General features: G+C 59.8%; 18 protein-coding genes and 1 pseudogene. 17 read left to right on the forward strand and 2 right to left on the reverse strand.

Annotated elements, in window-relative coordinates:
• The first annotated feature begins 31 nt into the window (after nucleotides 1-31).
• Both fdhA and CupriaWKF_RS31575 read left to right on the forward strand, forming a co-directional pair.
• Nucleotides 32-1,231 carry a formaldehyde dehydrogenase, glutathione-independent gene (gene fdhA / locus CupriaWKF_RS31570; protein WP_276104000.1) on the forward strand — a complete coding sequence of 400 codons (1,200 nt, stop codon included), beginning with the start codon at nucleotides 32-34 and terminating at the stop codon, nucleotides 1,229-1,231.
• A gap of 152 nt (nucleotides 1,232-1,383) precedes the next feature.
• Complete coding sequence (locus tag CupriaWKF_RS31575) at nucleotides 1,384-1,614, forward strand: DUF2798 domain-containing protein (RefSeq protein ID WP_276104001.1); 231 nt, start codon at nucleotides 1,384-1,386, stop codon at nucleotides 1,612-1,614.
• A 495-nt stretch (nucleotides 1,615-2,109) separates the two neighbouring features.
• Here CupriaWKF_RS31575 and CupriaWKF_RS31580 read toward each other — a convergent pair whose 3' ends face one another.
• Nucleotides 2,110-3,072, reverse strand: a complete 963-nt coding sequence (locus CupriaWKF_RS31580; RefSeq protein WP_276099037.1) for an IS5 family transposase — start codon at nucleotides 3,070-3,072, stop codon at nucleotides 2,110-2,112.
• Between the two features lie 927 nt (nucleotides 3,073-3,999).
• Between CupriaWKF_RS31580 and CupriaWKF_RS31585 the strand changes: the two genes are divergently transcribed.
• The 13 genes and pseudogenes from CupriaWKF_RS31585 (at nucleotide 4,000) to CupriaWKF_RS31640 (ending at nucleotide 14,106) form a co-directional block, all read left to right on the forward strand.
• The gene (locus CupriaWKF_RS31585; protein WP_276104135.1) at nucleotides 4,000-4,821 is read left to right on the forward strand and encodes a DUF5131 family protein; all 822 of its coding nucleotides are present in this window, start codon (nucleotides 4,000-4,002) and stop codon (nucleotides 4,819-4,821) included.
• Nucleotides 4,811-5,134 carry a hypothetical protein gene (locus tag CupriaWKF_RS31590; RefSeq protein ID WP_276104003.1) on the forward strand — a complete coding sequence of 108 codons (324 nt, stop codon included), beginning with the start codon at nucleotides 4,811-4,813 and terminating at the stop codon, nucleotides 5,132-5,134. The genes CupriaWKF_RS31585 and CupriaWKF_RS31590 overlap by 11 nt, the downstream gene beginning before the upstream one ends.
• Before the next feature lie 175 nt (nucleotides 5,135-5,309).
• Entirely contained in the window at nucleotides 5,310-5,918 is a 609-nt protein-coding gene (locus CupriaWKF_RS31595) for a hypothetical protein (protein ID WP_276104004.1), read from the forward strand.
• A 51-nt stretch (nucleotides 5,919-5,969) separates the two neighbouring features.
• Nucleotides 5,970-6,530, forward strand: coding sequence for a DNA/RNA non-specific endonuclease (locus CupriaWKF_RS34430; protein ID WP_346348646.1), 561 nt, complete (start codon nucleotides 5,970-5,972; stop codon nucleotides 6,528-6,530).
• Nucleotides 6,511-6,918 (forward strand): endonuclease, encoded by a 408-nt coding sequence (locus tag CupriaWKF_RS34435; RefSeq protein WP_346348647.1) that lies wholly within the window; start codon nucleotides 6,511-6,513, stop codon nucleotides 6,916-6,918. The genes CupriaWKF_RS34430 and CupriaWKF_RS34435 overlap by 20 nt, the downstream gene beginning before the upstream one ends.
• Nucleotides 6,914-8,143 (forward strand): annotated as a pseudogene (traD, locus tag CupriaWKF_RS31605) (conjugative transfer system coupling protein TraD); the annotation flags it as partial. The gene CupriaWKF_RS34435 and the pseudogene traD, both read left to right, overlap by 5 nt.
• A gap of 6 nt (nucleotides 8,144-8,149) precedes the next feature.
• The gene (locus CupriaWKF_RS31610) at nucleotides 8,150-8,656 is read left to right on the forward strand and encodes a hypothetical protein (RefSeq protein WP_276104005.1); all 507 of its coding nucleotides are present in this window, start codon (nucleotides 8,150-8,152) and stop codon (nucleotides 8,654-8,656) included.
• Nucleotides 8,634-8,873 carry a hypothetical protein gene (locus CupriaWKF_RS31615; protein WP_276104006.1) on the forward strand — a complete coding sequence of 80 codons (240 nt, stop codon included), beginning with the start codon at nucleotides 8,634-8,636 and terminating at the stop codon, nucleotides 8,871-8,873. The genes CupriaWKF_RS31610 and CupriaWKF_RS31615 overlap by 23 nt, the downstream gene beginning before the upstream one ends.
• Nucleotides 8,874-8,901: 28 nt before the next feature.
• Nucleotides 8,902-9,492 (forward strand): DUF4400 domain-containing protein, encoded by a 591-nt coding sequence (locus CupriaWKF_RS31620; protein WP_276104136.1) that lies wholly within the window; start codon nucleotides 8,902-8,904, stop codon nucleotides 9,490-9,492.
• A gap of 76 nt (nucleotides 9,493-9,568) precedes the next feature.
• The gene (locus CupriaWKF_RS31625) at nucleotides 9,569-10,441 is read left to right on the forward strand and encodes an ATPase (protein WP_276104007.1); all 873 of its coding nucleotides are present in this window, start codon (nucleotides 9,569-9,571) and stop codon (nucleotides 10,439-10,441) included.
• 3 nt (nucleotides 10,442-10,444) lie between these two features.
• Nucleotides 10,445-10,696 (forward strand): hypothetical protein, encoded by a 252-nt coding sequence (locus tag CupriaWKF_RS31630; RefSeq protein WP_276104008.1) that lies wholly within the window; start codon nucleotides 10,445-10,447, stop codon nucleotides 10,694-10,696.
• Entirely contained in the window at nucleotides 10,686-12,392 is a 1,707-nt protein-coding gene (locus tag CupriaWKF_RS31635; RefSeq protein ID WP_276104009.1) for an ATP-dependent helicase, read from the forward strand. Before CupriaWKF_RS31630 ends, CupriaWKF_RS31635 begins: the two co-directional genes overlap by 11 nt.
• Before the next feature lie 496 nt (nucleotides 12,393-12,888).
• Entirely contained in the window at nucleotides 12,889-14,106 is a 1,218-nt protein-coding gene (locus CupriaWKF_RS31640) for a transposase (protein WP_276104010.1), read from the forward strand.
• 277 nt (nucleotides 14,107-14,383) lie between these two features.
• Here CupriaWKF_RS31640 and CupriaWKF_RS31645 read toward each other — a convergent pair whose 3' ends face one another.
• A complete protein-coding gene (locus CupriaWKF_RS31645; protein ID WP_276104011.1) occupies nucleotides 14,384-15,781 on the reverse strand; it encodes a replication initiation protein in 1,398 nt (465 codons plus the stop codon).
• A gap of 1,336 nt (nucleotides 15,782-17,117) precedes the next feature.
• Here CupriaWKF_RS31645 and CupriaWKF_RS31650 point away from each other — a divergent pair.
• Nucleotides 17,118-18,329, forward strand: coding sequence for an AAA family ATPase (locus CupriaWKF_RS31650; RefSeq protein ID WP_276104012.1), 1,212 nt, complete (start codon nucleotides 17,118-17,120; stop codon nucleotides 18,327-18,329).
• Nucleotides 18,326-19,297, forward strand: coding sequence for a ParB/RepB/Spo0J family partition protein (locus CupriaWKF_RS31655; RefSeq protein WP_276104013.1), 972 nt, complete (start codon nucleotides 18,326-18,328; stop codon nucleotides 19,295-19,297). The genes CupriaWKF_RS31650 and CupriaWKF_RS31655 overlap by 4 nt, the downstream gene beginning before the upstream one ends.
• The last annotated feature ends 255 nt before the right edge of the window (nucleotides 19,298-19,552 follow it).

Raw genomic sequence — 19,552 nt, forward strand, 5'->3', positions numbered from 1 at the left:
TTTAAATATAAAACACAGCTAGGAGAATCGCATGGCGGATAATCGCGGTGTAGCATACATCAGGCAGGGTGTAGTCGAAGTTCAAAGTATTCCATTTCCAAAGCTGGTTGATCCGCGTGGCCGTCCCATCGGGCACGGCGTCATTATAAAGACACTTTCGACGAATATCTGTGGTTCGGACCAGCATATGGTGCGCGGTCGCACCACCGCGCCGGCTGGCCTCATTCTCGGCCATGAAATCACCGGTGAAGTGATCGAACTGGGGCGCGATGTCGAAACCCTTAAAGTGGGCGATATCGTGTCGGTGCCGTTCAATGTGGCGTGCGGTCGCTGTCGAACCTGTAAGGAGCAGGATACCGGCGTGTGCTTGACGGTAAATCCTTCCCGCGCCGGAGGGGCCTATGGCTATGTCGATATGGGTGGATGGGTGGGCGGTCAGGCGGAATACGTGATGGTGCCCTACGCTGACTTCAATCTGCTGAAATTTCCGAACAGGGAGGTGGCGCTGGAAAAAATCCGTGATTTGACGTGTTTGTCGGATATTTTGCCGACTGGATTTCACGGCGCGGTGACGGCTGGAGTTCGCCCTGGAAGCACGGTATATGTTGCAGGCGCGGGGCCGGTCGGGCTTGCTGCCGCGGCATCAGCGCAGCTGCTTGGGGCTGCTGTAGTCATCGTCGGAGACGTAAATCCAGCCCGGTTGGTGCATGCTCGTAAAGTGGGATTTCAAACAGTCGACTTGTCGCAGGATGTGCTGTTGGTGGATCAGATCGCACAGATACTTGGAACATCCGAGGTTGACTCTGCAATCGATGCGGTAGGTTTCGAAGCGCGCGGTCACGGGCACGAAGGTGCGCAACATGAAGCGCCGGCTACCGTGCTCAACTCTTTAATGGAGGTGACGCGCGCTGCGGGCAGGATCGGCATTCCCGGCTTATATGTTACTGATGATCCTGGTGCTGCCGATAAGGCAGCCAAGAAGGGCTCTCTATCAATTCGTTTGGGTCTCGGTTGGGCAAAATCGCATAGCTTTTTTACCGGTCAGACGCCGGTCATGAAATATAACCGGGCGTTGATGCAAGCAATTATTTGGGATCGCATCAAGATTGCCGATATTGTCGGCGTCCAGGTGATCTCGTTGGACGATGCGCCGAATGCGTATGCCGAATTCGATGCGGGAGTTCCGAAGAAATTCGTTATTGACCCGCATCGGCAGTTTGGCACGAATTGATTTTTGCCCAGCAAAATATGGATTCCATTCGTTATCCATAAAATGCTCCCGACAAAAATTGAAGAATTTAAAAGAAGTTTTATGTGAAAGAGCTCGGATATTAGGCTATGTATCCGGGCTTTTTTAGGTCGATTGAACGCTCACACTAATCAATGTCAAGAGTTCCAAAACGCTACGGTCATCTTTTCTACGGCGTCATTCAATCCTGCTTGACGACCGGTATTACCGCCTGTATTGCAAGTTTCTCGTCTTTTGAAACTGGGAATTTTTTGATGCACTGGGCCAGATTGTGGCTGCTGTCCTGGGCTGCGATGCTGCCCGTGGTGGTGTTTGCCGCGCCGATCATTCGCAGAATGACAGACCGCATAACCGGCAATGTTTGATACGCTTGGCATCCGAGGCGGCGCGAGGTCGATAGTGTTTAGCACTACATGATGGATCCGGACCAAGGCGCCGATGGTGCGCACGGGGCGCCGTGGCATTCAGGCGCTGCATCCGGCCCAGAGACGGCGAGCTTGGACGCTGCAAACCCGCCCGGATAGCACACACTGGTGATTCAGGAACTCCAAATAATGCGCAGCGTGGAAAATGCTGGCGACTCTGGAGGCGCCGGCATTGTCGATGTTCTTTTCCAGGATCAATGGGCGGCCTGGCAAAGTGAAAGCCGTTCATCCACGTGTATTGATCTCTGAGACTGGTTCACTTCGATGCCAGCTAGGGATGCTCTGCACAAACGCGAATCGAGTGTGCTTGGCCGTTTAACAGGAAGCTGAATGCGCCACGACGCCAACCTGTCAGCCCGGGGCGAAGCTGTCTGGCACGCGCGGAGCAGCACTCGCGGGCTACGCGCGAGGCATCGGCATGAGCCTGAAACGCGCTCATGCCTCAGCAGCCAGCAGTTTGCCGCGCGCCATCCACAAGTTGGACAGCGCGAACAAGGTCATGACTTGCGCGGTGTTCTTCCTCAGCCCTCGATAGCGGACCTTGGTGTAGCCGAACTGCCGCTTGATGACCCGGAACGGATGCTCGACCTTGGCCCGGATGCCCGCCTTGATTCGCTCGACTTGATCGACGAGCGCGCCAAGCGGTTTGCTTTGGTCCAGAACGCGACGTTTGCCTGGCTTCATCGCCACGTGCCAGTTCACGTCCGCCCGCGCGTCAGGACGCTTCTCCACGCCCTGATAACCCGCATCGCCAAACGCGTCGGTTTCCTCGCCATGCAGCAGGCTGTTGGCCTCAACCACGTCGTTGATGTTGCCAGCCGTGCCCCGCACCGTGTGCACCAGCCCGCTTTCGGCGTCCACGCCAATGTGCGCTTTCATGCCGAAATACCACTGGTTTCCTTTCTTACTCTGGTGCATCTCCGGGTCGCGTTCGCCCGACGCATTCTTGGTCGAACTCGGTGCGCTGATCAGCGTCGCGTCCACCACCGTGCCCGCGCGCAGCATCAATCCCTTGTCGCGAAGGATGTCGTTTACCAGCGCGAGAATCTGAGCGGCCAGCTTGTGCCTCTCCAGCAGGTGACGGAACCGCAGGATGGTGCTCTCGTCGGGCAGCCTCACCGTCCAGTTGTCCAGCCCGGCGAACTCCCGATACAGCGGCACGTCGTGCAGCGCTTCTTCCATCGCCGGGTCCGACAGGCCGAACCATTGTTGAAGAAAGTGGATGCGCAGCATTGCCTCGACCGCGAACGGGGGACGGCCGCGCTTGCCCTCCGGGGCGTACGGAGCGATCAGCATCACCAGATCGGCCCACGGCACCACGCGGTTCATCTCGTCCAGAAATTCGCGCTTGCGGGTGCGCTTGGTCGACAAGTTCAGTCCAAGGTCAGTTTGCTTCATGCGCTACATGCTCGCTGGCTCGACGATTCATTGCAAGCACATCCGCCGGCTAATTGTGCAGAGCATCCCTAGAGGACGCCGACGGCATCCCCGCGGTCGCCCGTCGCGGGGTTAAGCGCAGAGGCACCCGCGCGAATGTCGACGTTAGCTCGGCTGCGGAAGTCGAGCGCCGCCGCCCGCCGATGGGGGTACTTCCGCGTTCGGCTATTACCGGCCACTCTTGGGAGATTGAAAGGCGCTACGCGTTAGACGCTCGTGAGTATCGATGAAACTCTGGCTGACCCACATGATAGCGACCGACTCTTCAATGCCGGGACCTGTCGAACGCTTATCCACCTCGGGACTTCTTCGAGCGTCGCGACGTCCGATGCAGTAACTCCCGCTGTCACAAACAGTGGGATAAGGGCATTGGCGTTCGGAAAGTTGTAGCGCCTTGCAGCTACTGCACAGCAGAGCGCCACGCCGGCGAGCAGCATAAGGGGGATAGTCGGCCAAAAGCTCGCCCAATGGACCTTCAGATGAGGGCTAAGGTGCGCTCCGTACTGCACGGCAGCGGGCACGATGGAAACGGTGAGCAATACCCGGAGCATGTGCGCCGTCACGACTTGGTCGATGCAAGCCCCTTCCCGCTCGGCAGCAACCGCCATCTCGGGTGCGCCACCCATGGCGGTTGCAAAGTGAGCGGTCGCTCGGTCGACCCCGGCAAACTTTGAGATCGCGCCGCCGCCAATCAGGCCCAAGAGTATCGCAACAAAAGCTGCCGCGATCATGTAGGGAACATAGGCGGCAATTTGGGCGACCATCGCTGGAGTGAAATGCAGACCCAGCGCGACTCCGATTAACCATTGGTCTGTCGAGCGAAGCCAGCGGGGTGTGTCAACGCGCGCAACCGCAAGATTGCAGATTGCCACAGTCAATAGCGGGCCTATCAGCCACGGTACTGGCGCATGCGCCATCGCAAAAGCTGCGCCAGCCGATACACCCAATCTCGATTGGCTTCTCCTGACCAAGCGCATCGGGAACGCGCATGCCATGCTGGATGCCGCGCTCGCCGACCTCTCGCACGGCTTGACCCGCTGGGCATGCGCGCCGTGGCCGAATGTCTGGCTTGGCGCCACCATTTGCAACCAAACTGAAGCCGACCACGACATTCCAAAGCTGTTGGCCACGCCGGCCGCAGTGCGCTTCCTCAGCATGGAGCCGTTACTGGGCTCGTTGACTATCCGCCAGCACCTGATGATCGGTGACCACCCCGGCCTCTGTGCCGCTTGTGGCAAGGGTCGCGGGTTCACGCGCTGCCCCAACCACGGTGGCGTGGCCGCTGCAAGGGAGAACTGCAAGGGGTTCGTGCGTGCGGACTTCGCCATCGACTGGGTGATCGCAGGCGGGGAGAGCGGTGCCAGTGCACGTCCAAGGCATCCGGACTGGGCCAGAAGCCTGCGAGATCAGTGCGCCGCCGCAGGCGTGCCGTTCCTATTCAAGCAGTGGGGCGAGTGGGCGCCGGTAAAGGTCTGGGCCGACAGTCTCCCACCGAAACAGGCTGCAGGCCTGGGCGCAACGCGCCGGGTCGGCAAAAAAGCCGCTGGCCGCCTCCTGGATGGGAGTAGAGCATCACTCGTTTCCACCAACGACTGGAGAGCCCGACCGAGGCCTACCCTGAGGCGCCCACGCCGCTGCTGTATGCGGCTGTCGCCCATGCCGCTGGCTTTTGAATTAAGCACGAACCATTCTTCTTTTTATGCAACCTGAACAGCTTGATCCAGATTTCCCATGCCCGACAACCGTACTCGCCATTCGGGGGGCTATTGCCCTTGGACTGCAGGGTGGACCCAGGCCCGCTGGCGGTTCGTGGCTCGCCGAGTTCTGGAAGGTCGGCAACGCCGCCCGCAGCGCAGCCGAGGCGATACACGAGGCGGCTCCCGGATTCCAGCAACTGGTAGGCGATGACACCGCCCAGCTGCAGGACCACCTAAACGCGCTCACCCGCGCCGCCGGCGCCATCGATGCCCTGTACCCGGCCCGACTTAAGCATCCCCCGATCCTTGGCGATAACGACACCTGAAGTGCAACAACAACAAACAACCCCGGATCAGTCCATGCAACAAGCCATCACCGAACTGCTCGCCAAGGCTGCGCAGTATTTCCAGCTCGGGCCGCTCACCTCCTAGCCGCGACGTGGCTGGCGGCCCGAGGAGCTTGGCATAATGCGCCCTTGACTCCTGACACTCCGCCCAGCGATGGCCGACAACCTTCTTAACTGCGCCCACTGCGACAGCCAGCCTCGATTCATTGCCAACCGCCTCGAGGCGGTCATTGTCTGCACTGGGTGCGGCATTTCCACCCCGCCCCAACCCCTTGATGGCGGCCGCGATCACGCCTTTGCTGTTCTGCAAGGTATCTGGAACACACGCGTGACGCCGCGCCCGACCGCGCAGCATGAGCTCTCTGCCATCGTTCGCCAGGAACTCACCAGTTCCGACCTCGGCACAGTGCTCGCGCTCATTGCTCGCAACGAAGGCAACTGGGAAGAGCGCGGGCCGCTGTTTGCCGCCATGGCCGAGCAGCTGTTGCAGCCCGAGCCATTCCTTCAGGACCTCGTGCCCGCTGAAACGCTTCTCCGGGACGCCGACCGCTACCGCAAACTGATGCGCCGCGCGAAGATCATTCAGATCGACGGCCGCCCGTGGGTCCACATCGAACCCATCGACGCGCTGCCGGCAACGGTCTCGGAAGAGCTGTTCGGCGGCACGATCATCCTGGAGGAGTTTTTGGCGCGCGCGCTCGATTGCGCACCAGAAAGCAGCCCGTCCGTCGCATCGCCGCTGGAAAAGAAACGGTCCCCTTGACTTTGCCCTTGGCTTGGCAAGATAGGGGTACCGCCGTCTCAAACAACAACAATGCGCAAACCTCTATTTCTTGCCGCGGCCATCGCCGCAACCGCCATCAGCGCGGCCGTCACCAACACCGTTGGCAACGCCGCCTACGCCAAAGGCCCGGCCACCGATTGCCCGCATGTCTTCGGCACCAACGGGCGACCGAGTATTACGGCATCGACCTATTCCAGTCGCACTCAGTTCATCTGCTACCGTGGCTACGCGGTTCAAACGTCTGCGACCACCCGCACTGCCCTTTGGTCGGCCGAGAACCTGACCGCCCAGGCCGTGCTGGCTGCGCGCTCGGTTCCACGGGACAGTGAGTTCTACGAGGAGGCCGAGATTCCCGCCCCCGACCGTGCCCGCCTGTCAGACTATGGTCGTGGTGCCGGCCTGGATCGTGGCCACCTCGCCCCGTCGGGTGACTTCCCAGACTTGGCGTCGCAAGCCGAAAGCTTCAGTCTGGCCAACGTCGTGCCGCAGGCATCCGTCAGCAATCGCCGGCTGTGGAGCCATATCGAAACCTCGACTCGGCGTGGTGCGCGAGTATGGCCAGGCCTTCGTGGTGACCGGCCCGGCCTTTGATGCCCAGCAGGCAGCGCGACTCAACGGTCGGATCTCGATTCCGACCTATCTGTGGAAGGCGGTCTATGTGCCCGGTGTCGGGGCCGCCGCCTACGTGGCCCGTAATGACGCGATGCCCTCGTATGCGGTCGTGAGCATCGCCGAACTGGCTGGCTTCGCTGGCGTTGATCCTTTTCCTCGCCTGGACAAGGCCTATCGGGATACGCCGATGACACTGATTGCGCCGACGCCCCATCCGGGTGAAAAGACGGGCCGAAAGGTCAGTCTCCAGACACTCATGGCCACCGCCGTCGATCGGTCAGCATCGTCCGAGGCCGAGCCGCATCACTCTGCCTTCCGACTGTCCTCCGCGCGATCGTTCGTGCACGCCGTGTTCAATCCTCAGTAACCAGGACTTGAAAGACCGCGTAAAGCGCGAATGCGAGCGCACCGGACGCAAGTTCCTGTACTGGAAGCAGGCCGCGCCTTCTGAGTCAATTCGCCTGAATCCACTGGAGAACTGGTCGCAGCCTTCGGAAATTCCCAGTCGGATCGCGCAGCTAATGGAGGAAGGCCCGTTCCGCGATTTCGCGTTTCTCTTCATCGACCGCGCCGTCAAGGGTGAGCTGTACGTCGGCGACAAGCCCAACCTGCGCTCCATCCTCAATTACGCGCAGTCCGGCATCAACAACTTGCTGGAGCGCTGCCTCAAGCGTTTCTTCCCAGAACACGGACTGGCCGACTGGGAGGAAGAGGTCAACGGCTTCATGCAGAAGCTCGGCCAGAAAAGCGGCGCTACGGTGCTCGACGGCATGGTGCAGCTCTACCTCCAGCGGTTCGCCAATGTCGGGAACGGGCACGAGTCGATCGATGGCCTGGTCTCGACCTTCACGCACGACCGCGAGCACTACATGCGCATCATCGCATCGGCGCTGCCGCTGCTACAGATGCTGGCGACCGGCGAGACCGGGCTGATGCTCGCGCCCAAGGCCGATGACTTCGAGGACGACCGGGAAATCTGGGACATCGACAAGATCATCAAGCAGAAGGCTGTGCTGTGTGTCGGGCTCGACTCCATGTCCAACAGCATCGTTGCCAAGGCCATCGCCTCGATGATCCTGTCCGACATCGCTTCGGTGGCCGGCACCATCTACAACTTCTACGACAAGCCGCCGGGCGTGGTGCTCATCATCGACGAGGTGGCCGAGGCGATCAACGAGCAGGTGATCCAGATTCTCAACAAGGGGCGCGGCGCGGGCTTCAAGGCCTTCGTCGCCTTCCAGAGCCGGTCCGATCTGGAGGCCAAACTCGGAAACGCAGCAAAAATGCTGCAGGTTTTGGCGAACCTCAACAACCAGATCATCTTACGATTGGAAGACACCGACACGGCGCAGTGGTTCTCGGACAAGGTGGGCGAAACCGCCATCACCAACATCGTCCAGTCCAGCACCACGAGCACCGACAGTGAGGCCCACGTGGGCGAGTTCAGCGGATCGGTGTCGCGTTCCCGGCAGCTCGAAAAGGTTCCGCTGATTCCCGTGCGCCTGATTACCCAGTTGCCCAATCTCCAGTACTTCCTGCGGGTCTCTGGTGGCGCCGTCTACCAGGGTCGCATTCCCATCATCGAAGGATAAGTTCGCATGACCAGTCTGTTTCGCCAGATCGTCAAAGAGCACAAGCTCTCGGCCAAGCTGTCGCCCGTGTTCATTTGCTTCCCGGAGCTGGACGACGTCTGCACCCGTCTCGTCGACTTCATCGGCCCGAACTTCATCGTGCGCGACGAGCCGCTGGTGAAGGAAATGCTTGTAGATGCGCTGGCCGGCTACAAGGCCGAGCGCAAAGAGGGGTCCGGCAACATCGCCTTCATGCGCGGCCTATTCGGCCGTTCGCACGATTTGTATGCCAAGCGCTACGCGGCCTTCAAAGGGGAGAAGTACGTGGTCTGGGCCCCGTTCCTGGAGCCAATCCCGCTGTTCGAGGCGCGCCAGGCACCGGGCTATGTCTGCCGTATGGTCGATGAGCCTTGCCCTGAGCCAATCACACCGCGCAGCGCCGCTTTCCAGCTGGCCGCGCGTGTCCTCAAGGGACCTACCTTCCGCCGCTATTTCGAGGAATACGATGCCTGTGGCCAACTCGCTCATCGCTAAGCTCGCACGGGTGACGCCCGTCGAGGTGGACGACATGCGCGCCTGGGTTCGCTCAAGCGACCCAAACGCCGTGGTACCGGAAATGTTCGCCAACGGTCGCCATGCATTCGCCTTGGCGCTGCTGAAAGTCGAGCAGTCCCGCCCCGCGCTGTTCTGGGGCGGCCTGCTCGCCTTCCTCGCGATTCCGTGTCTCGTGCTCCATACCCTGCTGCGCTGATATGTCCAACAGTCGTTTCGTTTCGCACATGCGGTTGTGGCTGGTCGTCACGCCGGTATTGATGGCAACGCTCGTGCCCCTCCTGCCCGATAGCGCAAGGTTCGAAGTTGACGCGGCCGAACAGGCGTCTGTCGAATCAGTCTTTGGGGAGGATCGGGCCGCTGCGCTAGCCGATCGCGCCAACCAGCGCTTTCGCGAATGGTTTGTCGAGTCGGGCATGATCCGACGCTCCTTGTCGGGTGCCACCAACCAGTCTGTGGTCGGCGACGGTGGCTCGGCCGGCTTTGCCGCGGGGTGGATGCAACGTTTCTGGATGGAACTGTACCGCGCTGTCTATCGGGCCACGATTGCCGGCAACTGGGGATGGGGCGCGCTGATCTTTGCCGCCGTCATGCTCAACGACGGCGCGGTCCAGCGGCGCATCCGGGCGGCTGCCGCCGGCGTTGCAAGCCCTGTTGGCTTCCACCTGGCCGCACACGGCCTCCTGGCTGCAATGGGCCTCAGTGCCGTGGCAATGCTCCTGCCGATCTCGCTGCCTGCATCGGTATGGACGCTTGCCGTTGCGGGCGTAGGGAGCCTGTCGTGGCGCCTCGCCGCCTCGTTTCACGTGAACCGATAGCCGTACTCACCCCCACCACATCTTCAATCATTCAACGCGGATCGCCCATCTTGGGGGTCCTTTCAGGAGAAACCGCATGACCACCATCACCGATACCGCCGTTGTGACGCTGCAGGACGATCCCCTGCTCGCCGCCGGGGCCGACACGCTGGCTCACGCCGCTACCGCAGGGGCTGCTGACGCCGCAACGGGCACGACCGATGGCGCTGACGATGGCTCGCTCGAGCGCGAGCTGCTGGAGATGGACGCCGCGGCCGACACGCTACGTAAGGAAGGCCTGATCACTTCGGCGGAAGCCGAGGAAAAGAAGGCAGAGGTCGCCAACACGCGCAAGCGCTTTCGCGACTTGAAGCCGGAGGACCGCGCTGCGATCATCCGTCGCCGCCGTGAGATCGGCAGCCAGATCCTGACGCGGCAACTTGCCGGCGCAGCCGTCGTGCCTGTCGCCATCAAGCTCAATCACACGCGCCTGCGCCCACTGTTCGAACAGTGGTGGCCGTTCATGAACCGCATGAGCATCAACCTGCAGCGCTTCGGCAGCAGCACGTTTGCCAAGGGAGAACTGGCGACGCTGGAGGACTACTTCGAGCGCACGCTGTCAAGGCTGGAGGACTATGTCGACGAGCAGTTGCGCGTTGCCGAGGCGCTGCGCACGCAACGGGAGGCCGAGATGCGCGCGAAGAACGACATCGTGTTTGAGCCGACCGTCACCCTGCCATCGTTGCACCTGACCGTGGAAGCTTACTCGCGCTTCTCCATGCGGGTGCTTGGCCTCCTCGCAAAGTTCGACCGCGCCATGGACCAGTTCGACTTCATGGTGTGGAACGGCATCCGCGACCAGTCCGATATCAACGACGAAGTCGCGCGATTCCTGCGCACCTTCCATCCGCTCGGCCTGCGCAGCTATATGACTCACCTGAAGCTGATGACGACGGTTCGCGGCGTCTGAGTGATGCCTGGCCGCCCTTCGTCGAAATGGGCGGCACACTTCTTCAATACCTATTGCTGCAACATGAACCTTGTGAACGCTACCGTGGAATTCCAAACCGATCTCGCGTCCTTCGGGGAAGGCGTGGTCATTGCCCACGATGAAGACGCCGGCACGCTCGTAATTCGCGACGACGTGGGAATCCACTGGCGCGGTGCCGAGGATCATATCGTTGTGATCCTCTCCCCCGACGAACAGGTGGCTCATGCTGGATGAACTGAATCCGGCGCAGCGCGAAGTGGTGGAATTGCGGCGGCATTGCGTCGCGGTGGCCTGTCCGGGCGCGGGGAAGACCAAGACCATCGCCACCAAAGCGGCAATGCTCCTCGGCGAGGCCGACGCAACGGTTGGTGCGGTGACGTTCAGCAAGGATGCGGCGTTGGAACTGCGCGAACGTATCGTGGCGCTGGCCGGCCCGGGCGCCAAGAAGCGGCTGCTTGCGGGTACCTTCCACTCACTTGCGTACAAGCAGTTGGGTGGAGGGGGCGAGAGCGCACCAGACATTGCGACCGATGGCGACCGCACAGGCCTGCTCATCCAGGTCCTCGCCGACGCGGGACTGGATTGGAAGGTGGAGGACGCCATTGCCGCCATCGAGGCAATCAAGACGAACTTCGGCCAGGTACAAGCTGATGCCCCTGAAGCGCTGTTGTATCAAAGCTACCAGGACGCGCTGGAACGAAATGGGAAGATCGACTTCCAGGACATGGTGCGTCTTGCAGTCGACGGCATGCAGCGCGGGACCATCGCGCCCTACCCGCTGACCTATCTGCTGGTCGACGAGTTTCAGGACACGGATCCTCTGCAGTATCAGTGGATTGCGTTGCACGCCCAGGCCGGGTCGATCGTGACCGTGGTCGGGGACGACGACCAGAGCATCTACGGCTTTCGCTCGGCGCTGGGCTTCCGCGGCATGGAATCGTTCATTCGACAGTTCGAAGCTCAGCCGGTGGTGTTGGGAAACAATTACCGCTGCCACGCGGAAATCCTTGGCGCGGCCGACAGGATCATCCGAAACAACCGCGACCGGATTCCCAAGGAGTTGGTCGCGCACAAGGGACCAGGAGGCGAGGTGTTGTTCCAGCGGTACCCGGATGAATATGGAGAAGCCGTGGCGGCCATGGAATACCTCGGGCCGGCGCTGCGCGAAGGTCAGTCCACCGCGATACTCGCTCGGACGAACCGGATTCTCGATCCCGTAGAAGCCGTCTGCCGATCGCACGGTATCAAGTATTACCGTGCGTCCGGCAAGTCGATCCTTGCCAGGCCCGAGGCCGCGCTGATGTGCAACCTGCTCGAACTGGTGCAGAAGACCAAGACGGCAGGTGTCGACGCCCTACTCTCGTTTGCCGGCATCGGCACGCAGGAGCTCAAGCTCATTCACCGGAAGGGCCGTGCGAGTGCGGACCAACGGCAGAAGAAGGAATTGCTCGAAATGGGCCTGTCCGAGAATTCCGCCGACCGGTACCGCGAGCTGATGAAGCGGCTCGCAGAATGGCGATCTCTCTGTGACCGGCAGTTCTACTCGCTGGTGCTCGAAGGGGTGCGAGAGTGGATGCTGCAACACACCGTTGTGGATCAGGCCAAGCGGGCCATCACCACGACCTACGACGTACTCACGCGGCTCAACGGTCCATTCTCCGAGCGCCTGGACTTCCTGCGCCGCGACAACAACGAGCCCGCGCCGGACGCGCTCATTCTCACCACCATGCACAGTTCCAAAGGGCTCGAGTGGGATCGGGTATGGATCATCCGGGCCGAGGAAACGGTGGTGCCGGATGAAAAAAGCACCGAGTCCGAAGAGCGGCGGCTGTTCTATGTAGCGGTGACGCGCGCCCGTGCACACTTGCGGATCAGCACGGCGAAGAAGAATCCGACTTCACGCTTCGTCCTTGAGGCGGGGCTGGAATGATGTTCAAGCATCCGACCAGCGGTGCGCTCCAGTTAGTGCAGGAGCTGAAGTGGAACTGGTCTTCGAATACACCCCACTCTTGAATCGGCGGCTCAGTTGCGAGCTCATGACTTTCATGACGTTCGCGCAAATGCTGTGAGTTCCTGCAGGTGGACTTCTGTCATTTCACGCCTCACGCTGTCCTATCGACGGTACACAACGACCTGGTCGTGGCTGACTGTGAATGGCGTGAACATGTGCCCCAGGATGTCATTGCAGATCTTCGCTCGTGCCCCTCGGATCGAGCTGCCCATGAGTATTGCTCCATAACGCCACTCGTATTGGCGGTCGTCAATCCACTGCGCTTAGCTCGTCGCGCTTGAAAGGTGTTGCGGGCTGGGCAAGTTGCGTGCGTTGACCAGAATGCGCGTCAAGCCCCGGACTTCAGGCCGGGGAAGGATAGCGCGGACGCCGCAGGCGTCCTTGACAACGCATGAATCCTGATACGATTTATATCATGCAACGACTCCAAGCCTTCAAGTACGAATTGATGCCGACCGGCGAACAGACGCGGGACATGCGCCGCTTCGCAGGTTCGTGCCGATTCGTCTACAACAAGGCGCTGGCGTTGCAGAAGCAGCGTTACGAGCAAGGCGAGAAGAAGCTCGGGTACGCTGGGCTGTGCAAGGAACTCACGGCCTGGCGCAAAGGCACCGAAACACCGTGGCTCGCCGATGCACCGACACATCCGCTGCAACAGACGCTGAAGGACCTGGAGCGAGCCTATACCAACTTCTTCGCCAAACGGGCCGACTTCCCGCGCTTCAAGAAGAAGGGGCAAAGCGACAGCTTTCGTTATCCCGATCCGAAACAGATCAAGCTGGATCAGGCCAACAGTCGTATTTTCCTGCCCAAGCTCGGCTGGCTGCGCTACCGCAACAGCCGGGCCGTGTTGGGGGAAATGCGCAACGCTACGGTTTCCGTGAGCGCAGGGAAGTGGTTCGTCTCGATCCAGACGCAACGAGAGGTCGAAGCCCCCGTGCCACAGTCCGCCAGCGCCGTGGGCATCGATGTCGGCGTGGCCCGCTTCGCGACATTCAGCGACGGCAGCTACCTTGCCCCGCTAAATAGTTTCAAGCGGCACGAAGCCCGGCTGCGCCGAGCGCAGCAAACGATGAGCCGCAAACAGAAATTCAGCAGCAACTGGCAGAAGGCGAAGGCTAGAATCCAGCGCATTCACGCCCGCATCGGGAACGCCCGCCGCGACTACCTGCACAAAGCCACGACCACGATCAGCCAAAACCACGCGATGGTGTGTATCGAGGACTTGCAGGTGAGGAACATGTCCAGGTCGGCAGCGGGCAGCGCCGAGAAGCCAGGCAGGAACGTTCGGGCCAAGTCCGGCCTGAACAAAGCGATTCTGGATCAGGGCTGGTTCGAATTCCGCCGCCAGCTGGAATACAAGCTGGCGTGGAACGGCGGCTGGCTTGTCGCAGTGCCGCCCGAAAACACGAGCCGGACATGTCCGGCGTGCAGCAGCGTGAGCGCGGACAACCGGCTTACACAAGCTGGCTTCGCCTGCATCGAATGCGGTTTCGAGGAAAACGCCGACGTCGTCGGCGCGATCAACGTTTTGGCGCGGGGACACCGCGTTGCAGCCTGTGGAGAGCCGGTGCAGTCAGGCCGCTCTGCGAAGCAGGAACCCGCCGAAGTGGCTGCGCAGCTCATCGCGTAGCGCCGTAGGAATCCCCTTCCTTTCCGCCGACAGGCGGCGACCGAAGGTCGAGGGAGGGGAGGATGTCAAGCTCTTGGGCTCGGTTTGAAGCCTTTTCGATAGAGTGGAATGCTCCCCTCGTGCTCCTATCGCTTCACAGTTACTGATGGCCCCCCCGCTCGTGCCCGGGCAATGCGCGTAAATGGGGGGTGCGAGTCGGCTCGCGGGGATCGGTAGGTCAACTGAAACAAACGCTTAACCCGCTGGCGAGATCGGCTGGGTAAGAAAATTGCGGTCTTTAGGCGCGCGAGGACGTCATTCGCCCAAACACGAATTGGCCCAGATACCATGCCAACTCGGAGTTGGCCAAGATCACCTCTTCGGACACGGATGAAGCCTCCAGCTTCATCCTCTTCAACACGAGCTTACCCTCGCGCGAGGCCAGCCATGCCCGGACAAACTCCTGTCGTGCTTTGGTATCGGTCGCACCGAAGTGCTCGCGGCCCTGCCGCGATTCGTCGTTCATGCGAGCGCGAGTCTCGTCATCACGCGAGGCGACACTGCGCTCCACGCTTGTCTTGACAGCAATTTTCGCGGCTTCCTTCTGTTCTTCTTCGACGAGCAGCTTGGTCTGGACCTGAACCATCGTCCGTTCGGCCTCTGACATGCGCCAGTTGTCGCGCAAGGCCTTCATCAAATAGCCAGCGGGACTCTTCTTTATCTGACCGCGATTGAGTTTGAACCGCGTGTACTCGATCGCCTGCAGGATGCGATCATCGTTCCATGTCTCGCGGTTCTCGGAGATCTCGCCGAATTGACGAGTTGAGAGGTTGAACTCTTCCTTCAGGATCTTATAGATCTGGCTAGCATCGGACAGGCTTGCCATGACAGCGTCCGCCGTGTCCTTGCGCTTGAGGAGGAACCGAATCCGGTCAACCTTCTTGGAGGAAGTCGATTCGGTCTTGGTCTCATATGACAGCTCGATATCCGAGATCTCATTGATCTCACGAACTGCCGGCTCCAGCCAGTCGCGCTTGAAATACTTAAAAATGGTCGCATTCGCGCCCATTTTTCCGGGCCAGGTCCGCATCTCTTCGAGCTTGATCCAATCTGTACGCCCGTTGGGCACACTTGGCAGGACCTTGTCATAGATCGCGCGTGCGAGACTGCGGGTAAACGACGTTGAGATGCGAAGGCTGAGCCAGTGCGACTTGCGGGGGTCACGAATGTGCGGGATCAAGCTGTGATGCACGTCGAAACGAACGCGGCCGCGGTGCATCGCCACCATGCCGATCAACTGGACCTGGACCCAGATATCGTTCTCATCCGGCTCACGGTCTGACGGTGTATTGGTGACCCGGACCTTGGCGTTCTGCGCCTCGTCCGCGATGGTACGCAGATGCTTTAGGTTACGGCTGTCATAGCGCATCAACCACTTGAAGTAGTTCAGCTCGACATCGTATTGGTCTGGAACCTCCGGTTCTTGTGCAACGATGAAATACGCGGCATCGAGAAACCGTCGCGCCGCCAATCCCATGTTGACGATTTCCGTGAAGAAATTATTGCGCTGATAGCCGATTTCTCGGTTGGCCTCATTGATGGGCAACCCGAGGTCAAACATGTCTTCGAACAATGCCAGCGCCATTTGGCGAGGCGTGGTTCTCGCTTTGACTTCCACTGGATTGTCCGTCTCCATACTCGTCGTCTCGCTCGTCTTGTTCTCGGGCGACTCTAGCATGTGATGGTGAGGTCCTGTCAACACAACAAACCTCACCTTCACGTTGGTCCGTCGCGCTGTCGGCTCAGTTTGGGGTGACGCGCACAATGAACCTCACCAGACGCACAACCAACCTCACCAATATCCGTTACGCGTGTGGTTCGAACCATAGCCCCGCCTGGGCAAAACGGACTTGTCCACACGTGCCGCACAATACATCTCACCTTCGGGGTGTTTGCACAATGAGCCTCACCTTGTCGCGGAATAGACCTCACCTGCGCCACACAGTAAACCGCACCTTGGCAGCACAGAGAACCTCACCAATGACACAGCTAACCTCACCTTTGGAGGGTTAAGTCATTGATCGAAAAGGATTTCGTGATTCTCCGTTTGTTGGCTAGGTGGTTTACTTCAAAAAACATCCAACCAACACGGGACTTGCAGTCTCGAAGCAGTGCGCATTGACCTATTGATCTCTGCACAAGCAGCGTACCCATTTCTGCGTCCCTGTAGTCGTGATCTCTAACTGGAACGGCGCCGAAGTTGCAAGAGGATCGCTGGGGTCATGTACACCCACTTGGACAGGGCAAGGCCAACACCGCGCTCAGCTGCAGGGTGAGGTTCCTTGTGCCTGAGATGAAGGTGAGGTTTCTTGTGCTGACTATTAGATAGGTGGAGGGCACAACAAACCTCACCGCCGCTCCCAGGCAAAGGGGCTCGCCGCTCAAAGGATGGTGAGGTCCATTGTGCATCGGCGGACAGGTGCACCCCGCTCCACTCTTGACGGCTGAAAATCGTCGTCACTGCGACGTGATGAGGCTCCAGCGCTAATCCATGCTGTAAAGCAGCACAAAGGACCTCACCATCTCTGCTTTTGCGTCATGCCTTTCTTTGTATGGGTCGTGCAAAGGTGAGGTGGATTGTGCTTAAGAGGTGCCCTCCCCACACCAAACGTCCGACCACCTTGTACTGGGAGGGAACGAAGGTGAGGTTCATTGTGCTAGAGTTCGCCAAGTTCACTTCTCCAGTTCTGCCGAACGGCACAATCGACCTCACCTTGGCCGGTGGCGACGGCGATGAACAGGTTGAAGGTGAGGTCATTTGTGCCACCTTTTGGCTTTGCTTATAAGGTGAGGAATGTCGCACGGCTTTCCAAAGCCATCATGTGAACCCCAAGACGTCCAGAGGTTGCCTAAAATTTAGGCAAAATCGTTGTTTTCAAAGAAACTTTAGTTAAAAAACAGCGATTTATGAGCCGTTGCTCAAGTGTTTCCTGTATTCTGAGCTTTATCGAGTTATCCGGATAAACCTCAGAATGGTGAAAACGAGCCAACTTCCAGCAGTCGACCGAACTGTACCGCTAGAGCAGATATCCCAGTTCGCGGAAAAGGTCACCATTTTTACAGACGAACTTCGCGAGACGATTCTCGCACCGCGGCCGCGAAAAACCGCACCGATTTTCAAGACGGGGGAGATTGCAGACCTGTGCAACATCTCCCACTCGCAAGTTCAGTACCTCGCGACCAAGGGAGACGGCGAATTGCCACCCGGAAAGGCTGCCGGTACTGGGCGTACCCGAACCTTCACGCTCGAGGAGGCACGCATCTGGGTGCAGAAGGTCTCCGACATTTACCAGACGCCGTTGGTCACAGGCACGCGAGAGCCCGAAGGAAAAATCATTATTACCGCCCAGCTCAAGGGCGGCTCGGCAAAGACGACCACGACTATGTGCCTAGCTCAGGGGCTGACATTACGTGGCAGAAAGGTCCTGGTTGTCGACCTGGATCCTCAGGCCTCACTCTCGGAACTGTGTGGCTTGTACGCCGAGAAGGATGTCACGCCAGAAGACACGGTCTTGCCTTATATCTACGACCAGCAAATCGAGGGGGGACTGCAGGGAAGCATCCAGTCAACCTATTGGGATGGCCTTGACCTGATCCCTGCGCATACCGAACTGATTGGGGCAGAGTTCCATCTGCCCGCGATGCAGAAAATCAAGCCTGGCTTTCGCTTCTGGACGGTGCTGAGGGAAGGGTTAGAGCCGTTGCGCAAGCACTATGACTATATCCTCATGGATACGTCTCCCTCGCTTTCCTACATGAACCTGAACGCCTTGCTGGCGGCAGACGCGATGGTCATGCCGATGGTTCCTGAGAACCTCGACTTCATCAGCTCGCTGTCGTTCTGGCGCTTGTTTTCAGACGTCTCCAAAAGCTTCATCAAGTATGAAGCCGACAAGAAATACGACTTCGTCTCGTTGCTGCTCTCGAAGGTCGATTATGGGCGCACCTCGTCGGCACCCATTGTGCGTGCCTGGGCGCAGAGCGCTTATGAGAAGTGGCTGCATTCGATCGAGGTGCCGGCGAGTTCGGTGATGAGCACCGGGGCGCTGGCATTCTCGACAGTGTTCGACGTGAGTAGCACGCATAGCGCGGCCAAGTCGCTGCAGCGCGTGCGTCAGCCGATTATGGATTATTGCCGGTGGTTGGATGAAATCTATGCAGAAAAATGGAGGAGCGCGCAATGAGCAATATGCGAGAACAGCTGCTGGCTAAGACGGCGGGCATCCGCAAGACCTCGGCGATTCAGCAGGACGAAGTCAAGCGTAGCGAGCGGACCCAGACGGCGCCTGGCCTTACCGGGGCGCTCGCCGTTGCGCAACTCCGTGTCCAGGAGTTGGAGGCAGCCGGCGTCGCGTCGCAACTCGCTGTCGCCGAGATCGTGCCGAATCCATGGCAGCCCCGGCGCGTGTTTAGTGAAGCCAAGCTGTCGGAGCTTGCAGAGTCGATTCGTGAGGTGGGACTCATGCAGCCGATCGTGGTACGCCGCGGTGAATCCGGCTACCAGATTGTGGCTGGGGAGCGCCGGTGGCGCGCCCACAAAATGCTTGGGCTCGATACCGTCAAGGCCGTGGTCGTGGAGTGTTCTGATGCGGATATGGCGGTGCTCGCCATGGTCGAGAATATCAGTCGCGACGACCTTTCTGACTATGAAATCGCGCTGTCGGTCCGGCGCACGGAGAAGGAATTTCCGTCCCGCGTGCGACTTGCAGAGGCGCTTGGCCTGTCCAAGAGCGGTCTTTATCGATTCCTTAGCTTCGCGCAGTTGCCGGATTTCGTTTTGCAGGATCTCGACCTTCAACCGCGGCTGCTCGGCGGAAGCGCGGCCGAAGCTATTGTCACGACGATTCGGAAGTATGGTGAAGCTGGCAACGATGCTGCGAAAGAGATTTGGCCGCTCGTAGCATCGGGAAAGATGGAGCAAGGGAAAGTCGCTGGCGCTATCAAAGCACTCGCCACCCGGCGCGCATCGGCGCCAAGTTCCGCGAGTGAGCGAAGTATTGACAAGTTCTTTTCCGGCAGGGAACAGGCTGGTTCCATTACGAAGGACGTCAACGGCTTCACGGTGAAGATTAGAGCTGGGGTTCTGTCCGAGGCCCTGGAGACGCAAATCCGACAGCTCATCAGCGAATCGTTCCACCACCAGCCCAAGTAGGTACACCTACAAGTAACCACGCCCGCTTCGAGCGGGCTTTTTTTTTGTCGAACGCAGAGCATGGGCGACGCGGGTCGACCTTCCCAAGTTGGGGCAGTGCCAAGTACGGCTCGCAGACCTTCCCAAGTTGGGACGGTGCCCGGCGCAGTTCGTTGGCCTTCCCATGTTGGGATAGTGCCAAGCACGGCGCGCCGATCTTCCCAAGTTGGAACAGCGCCGGGCTGCGGCTCGTCGACCTTCCCAAGTTGGGACGCT

The organism is Cupriavidus sp. WKF15 (genome assembly GCF_029278605.1).
Classification (GTDB): domain Bacteria; phylum Pseudomonadota; class Gammaproteobacteria; order Burkholderiales; family Burkholderiaceae; genus Cupriavidus.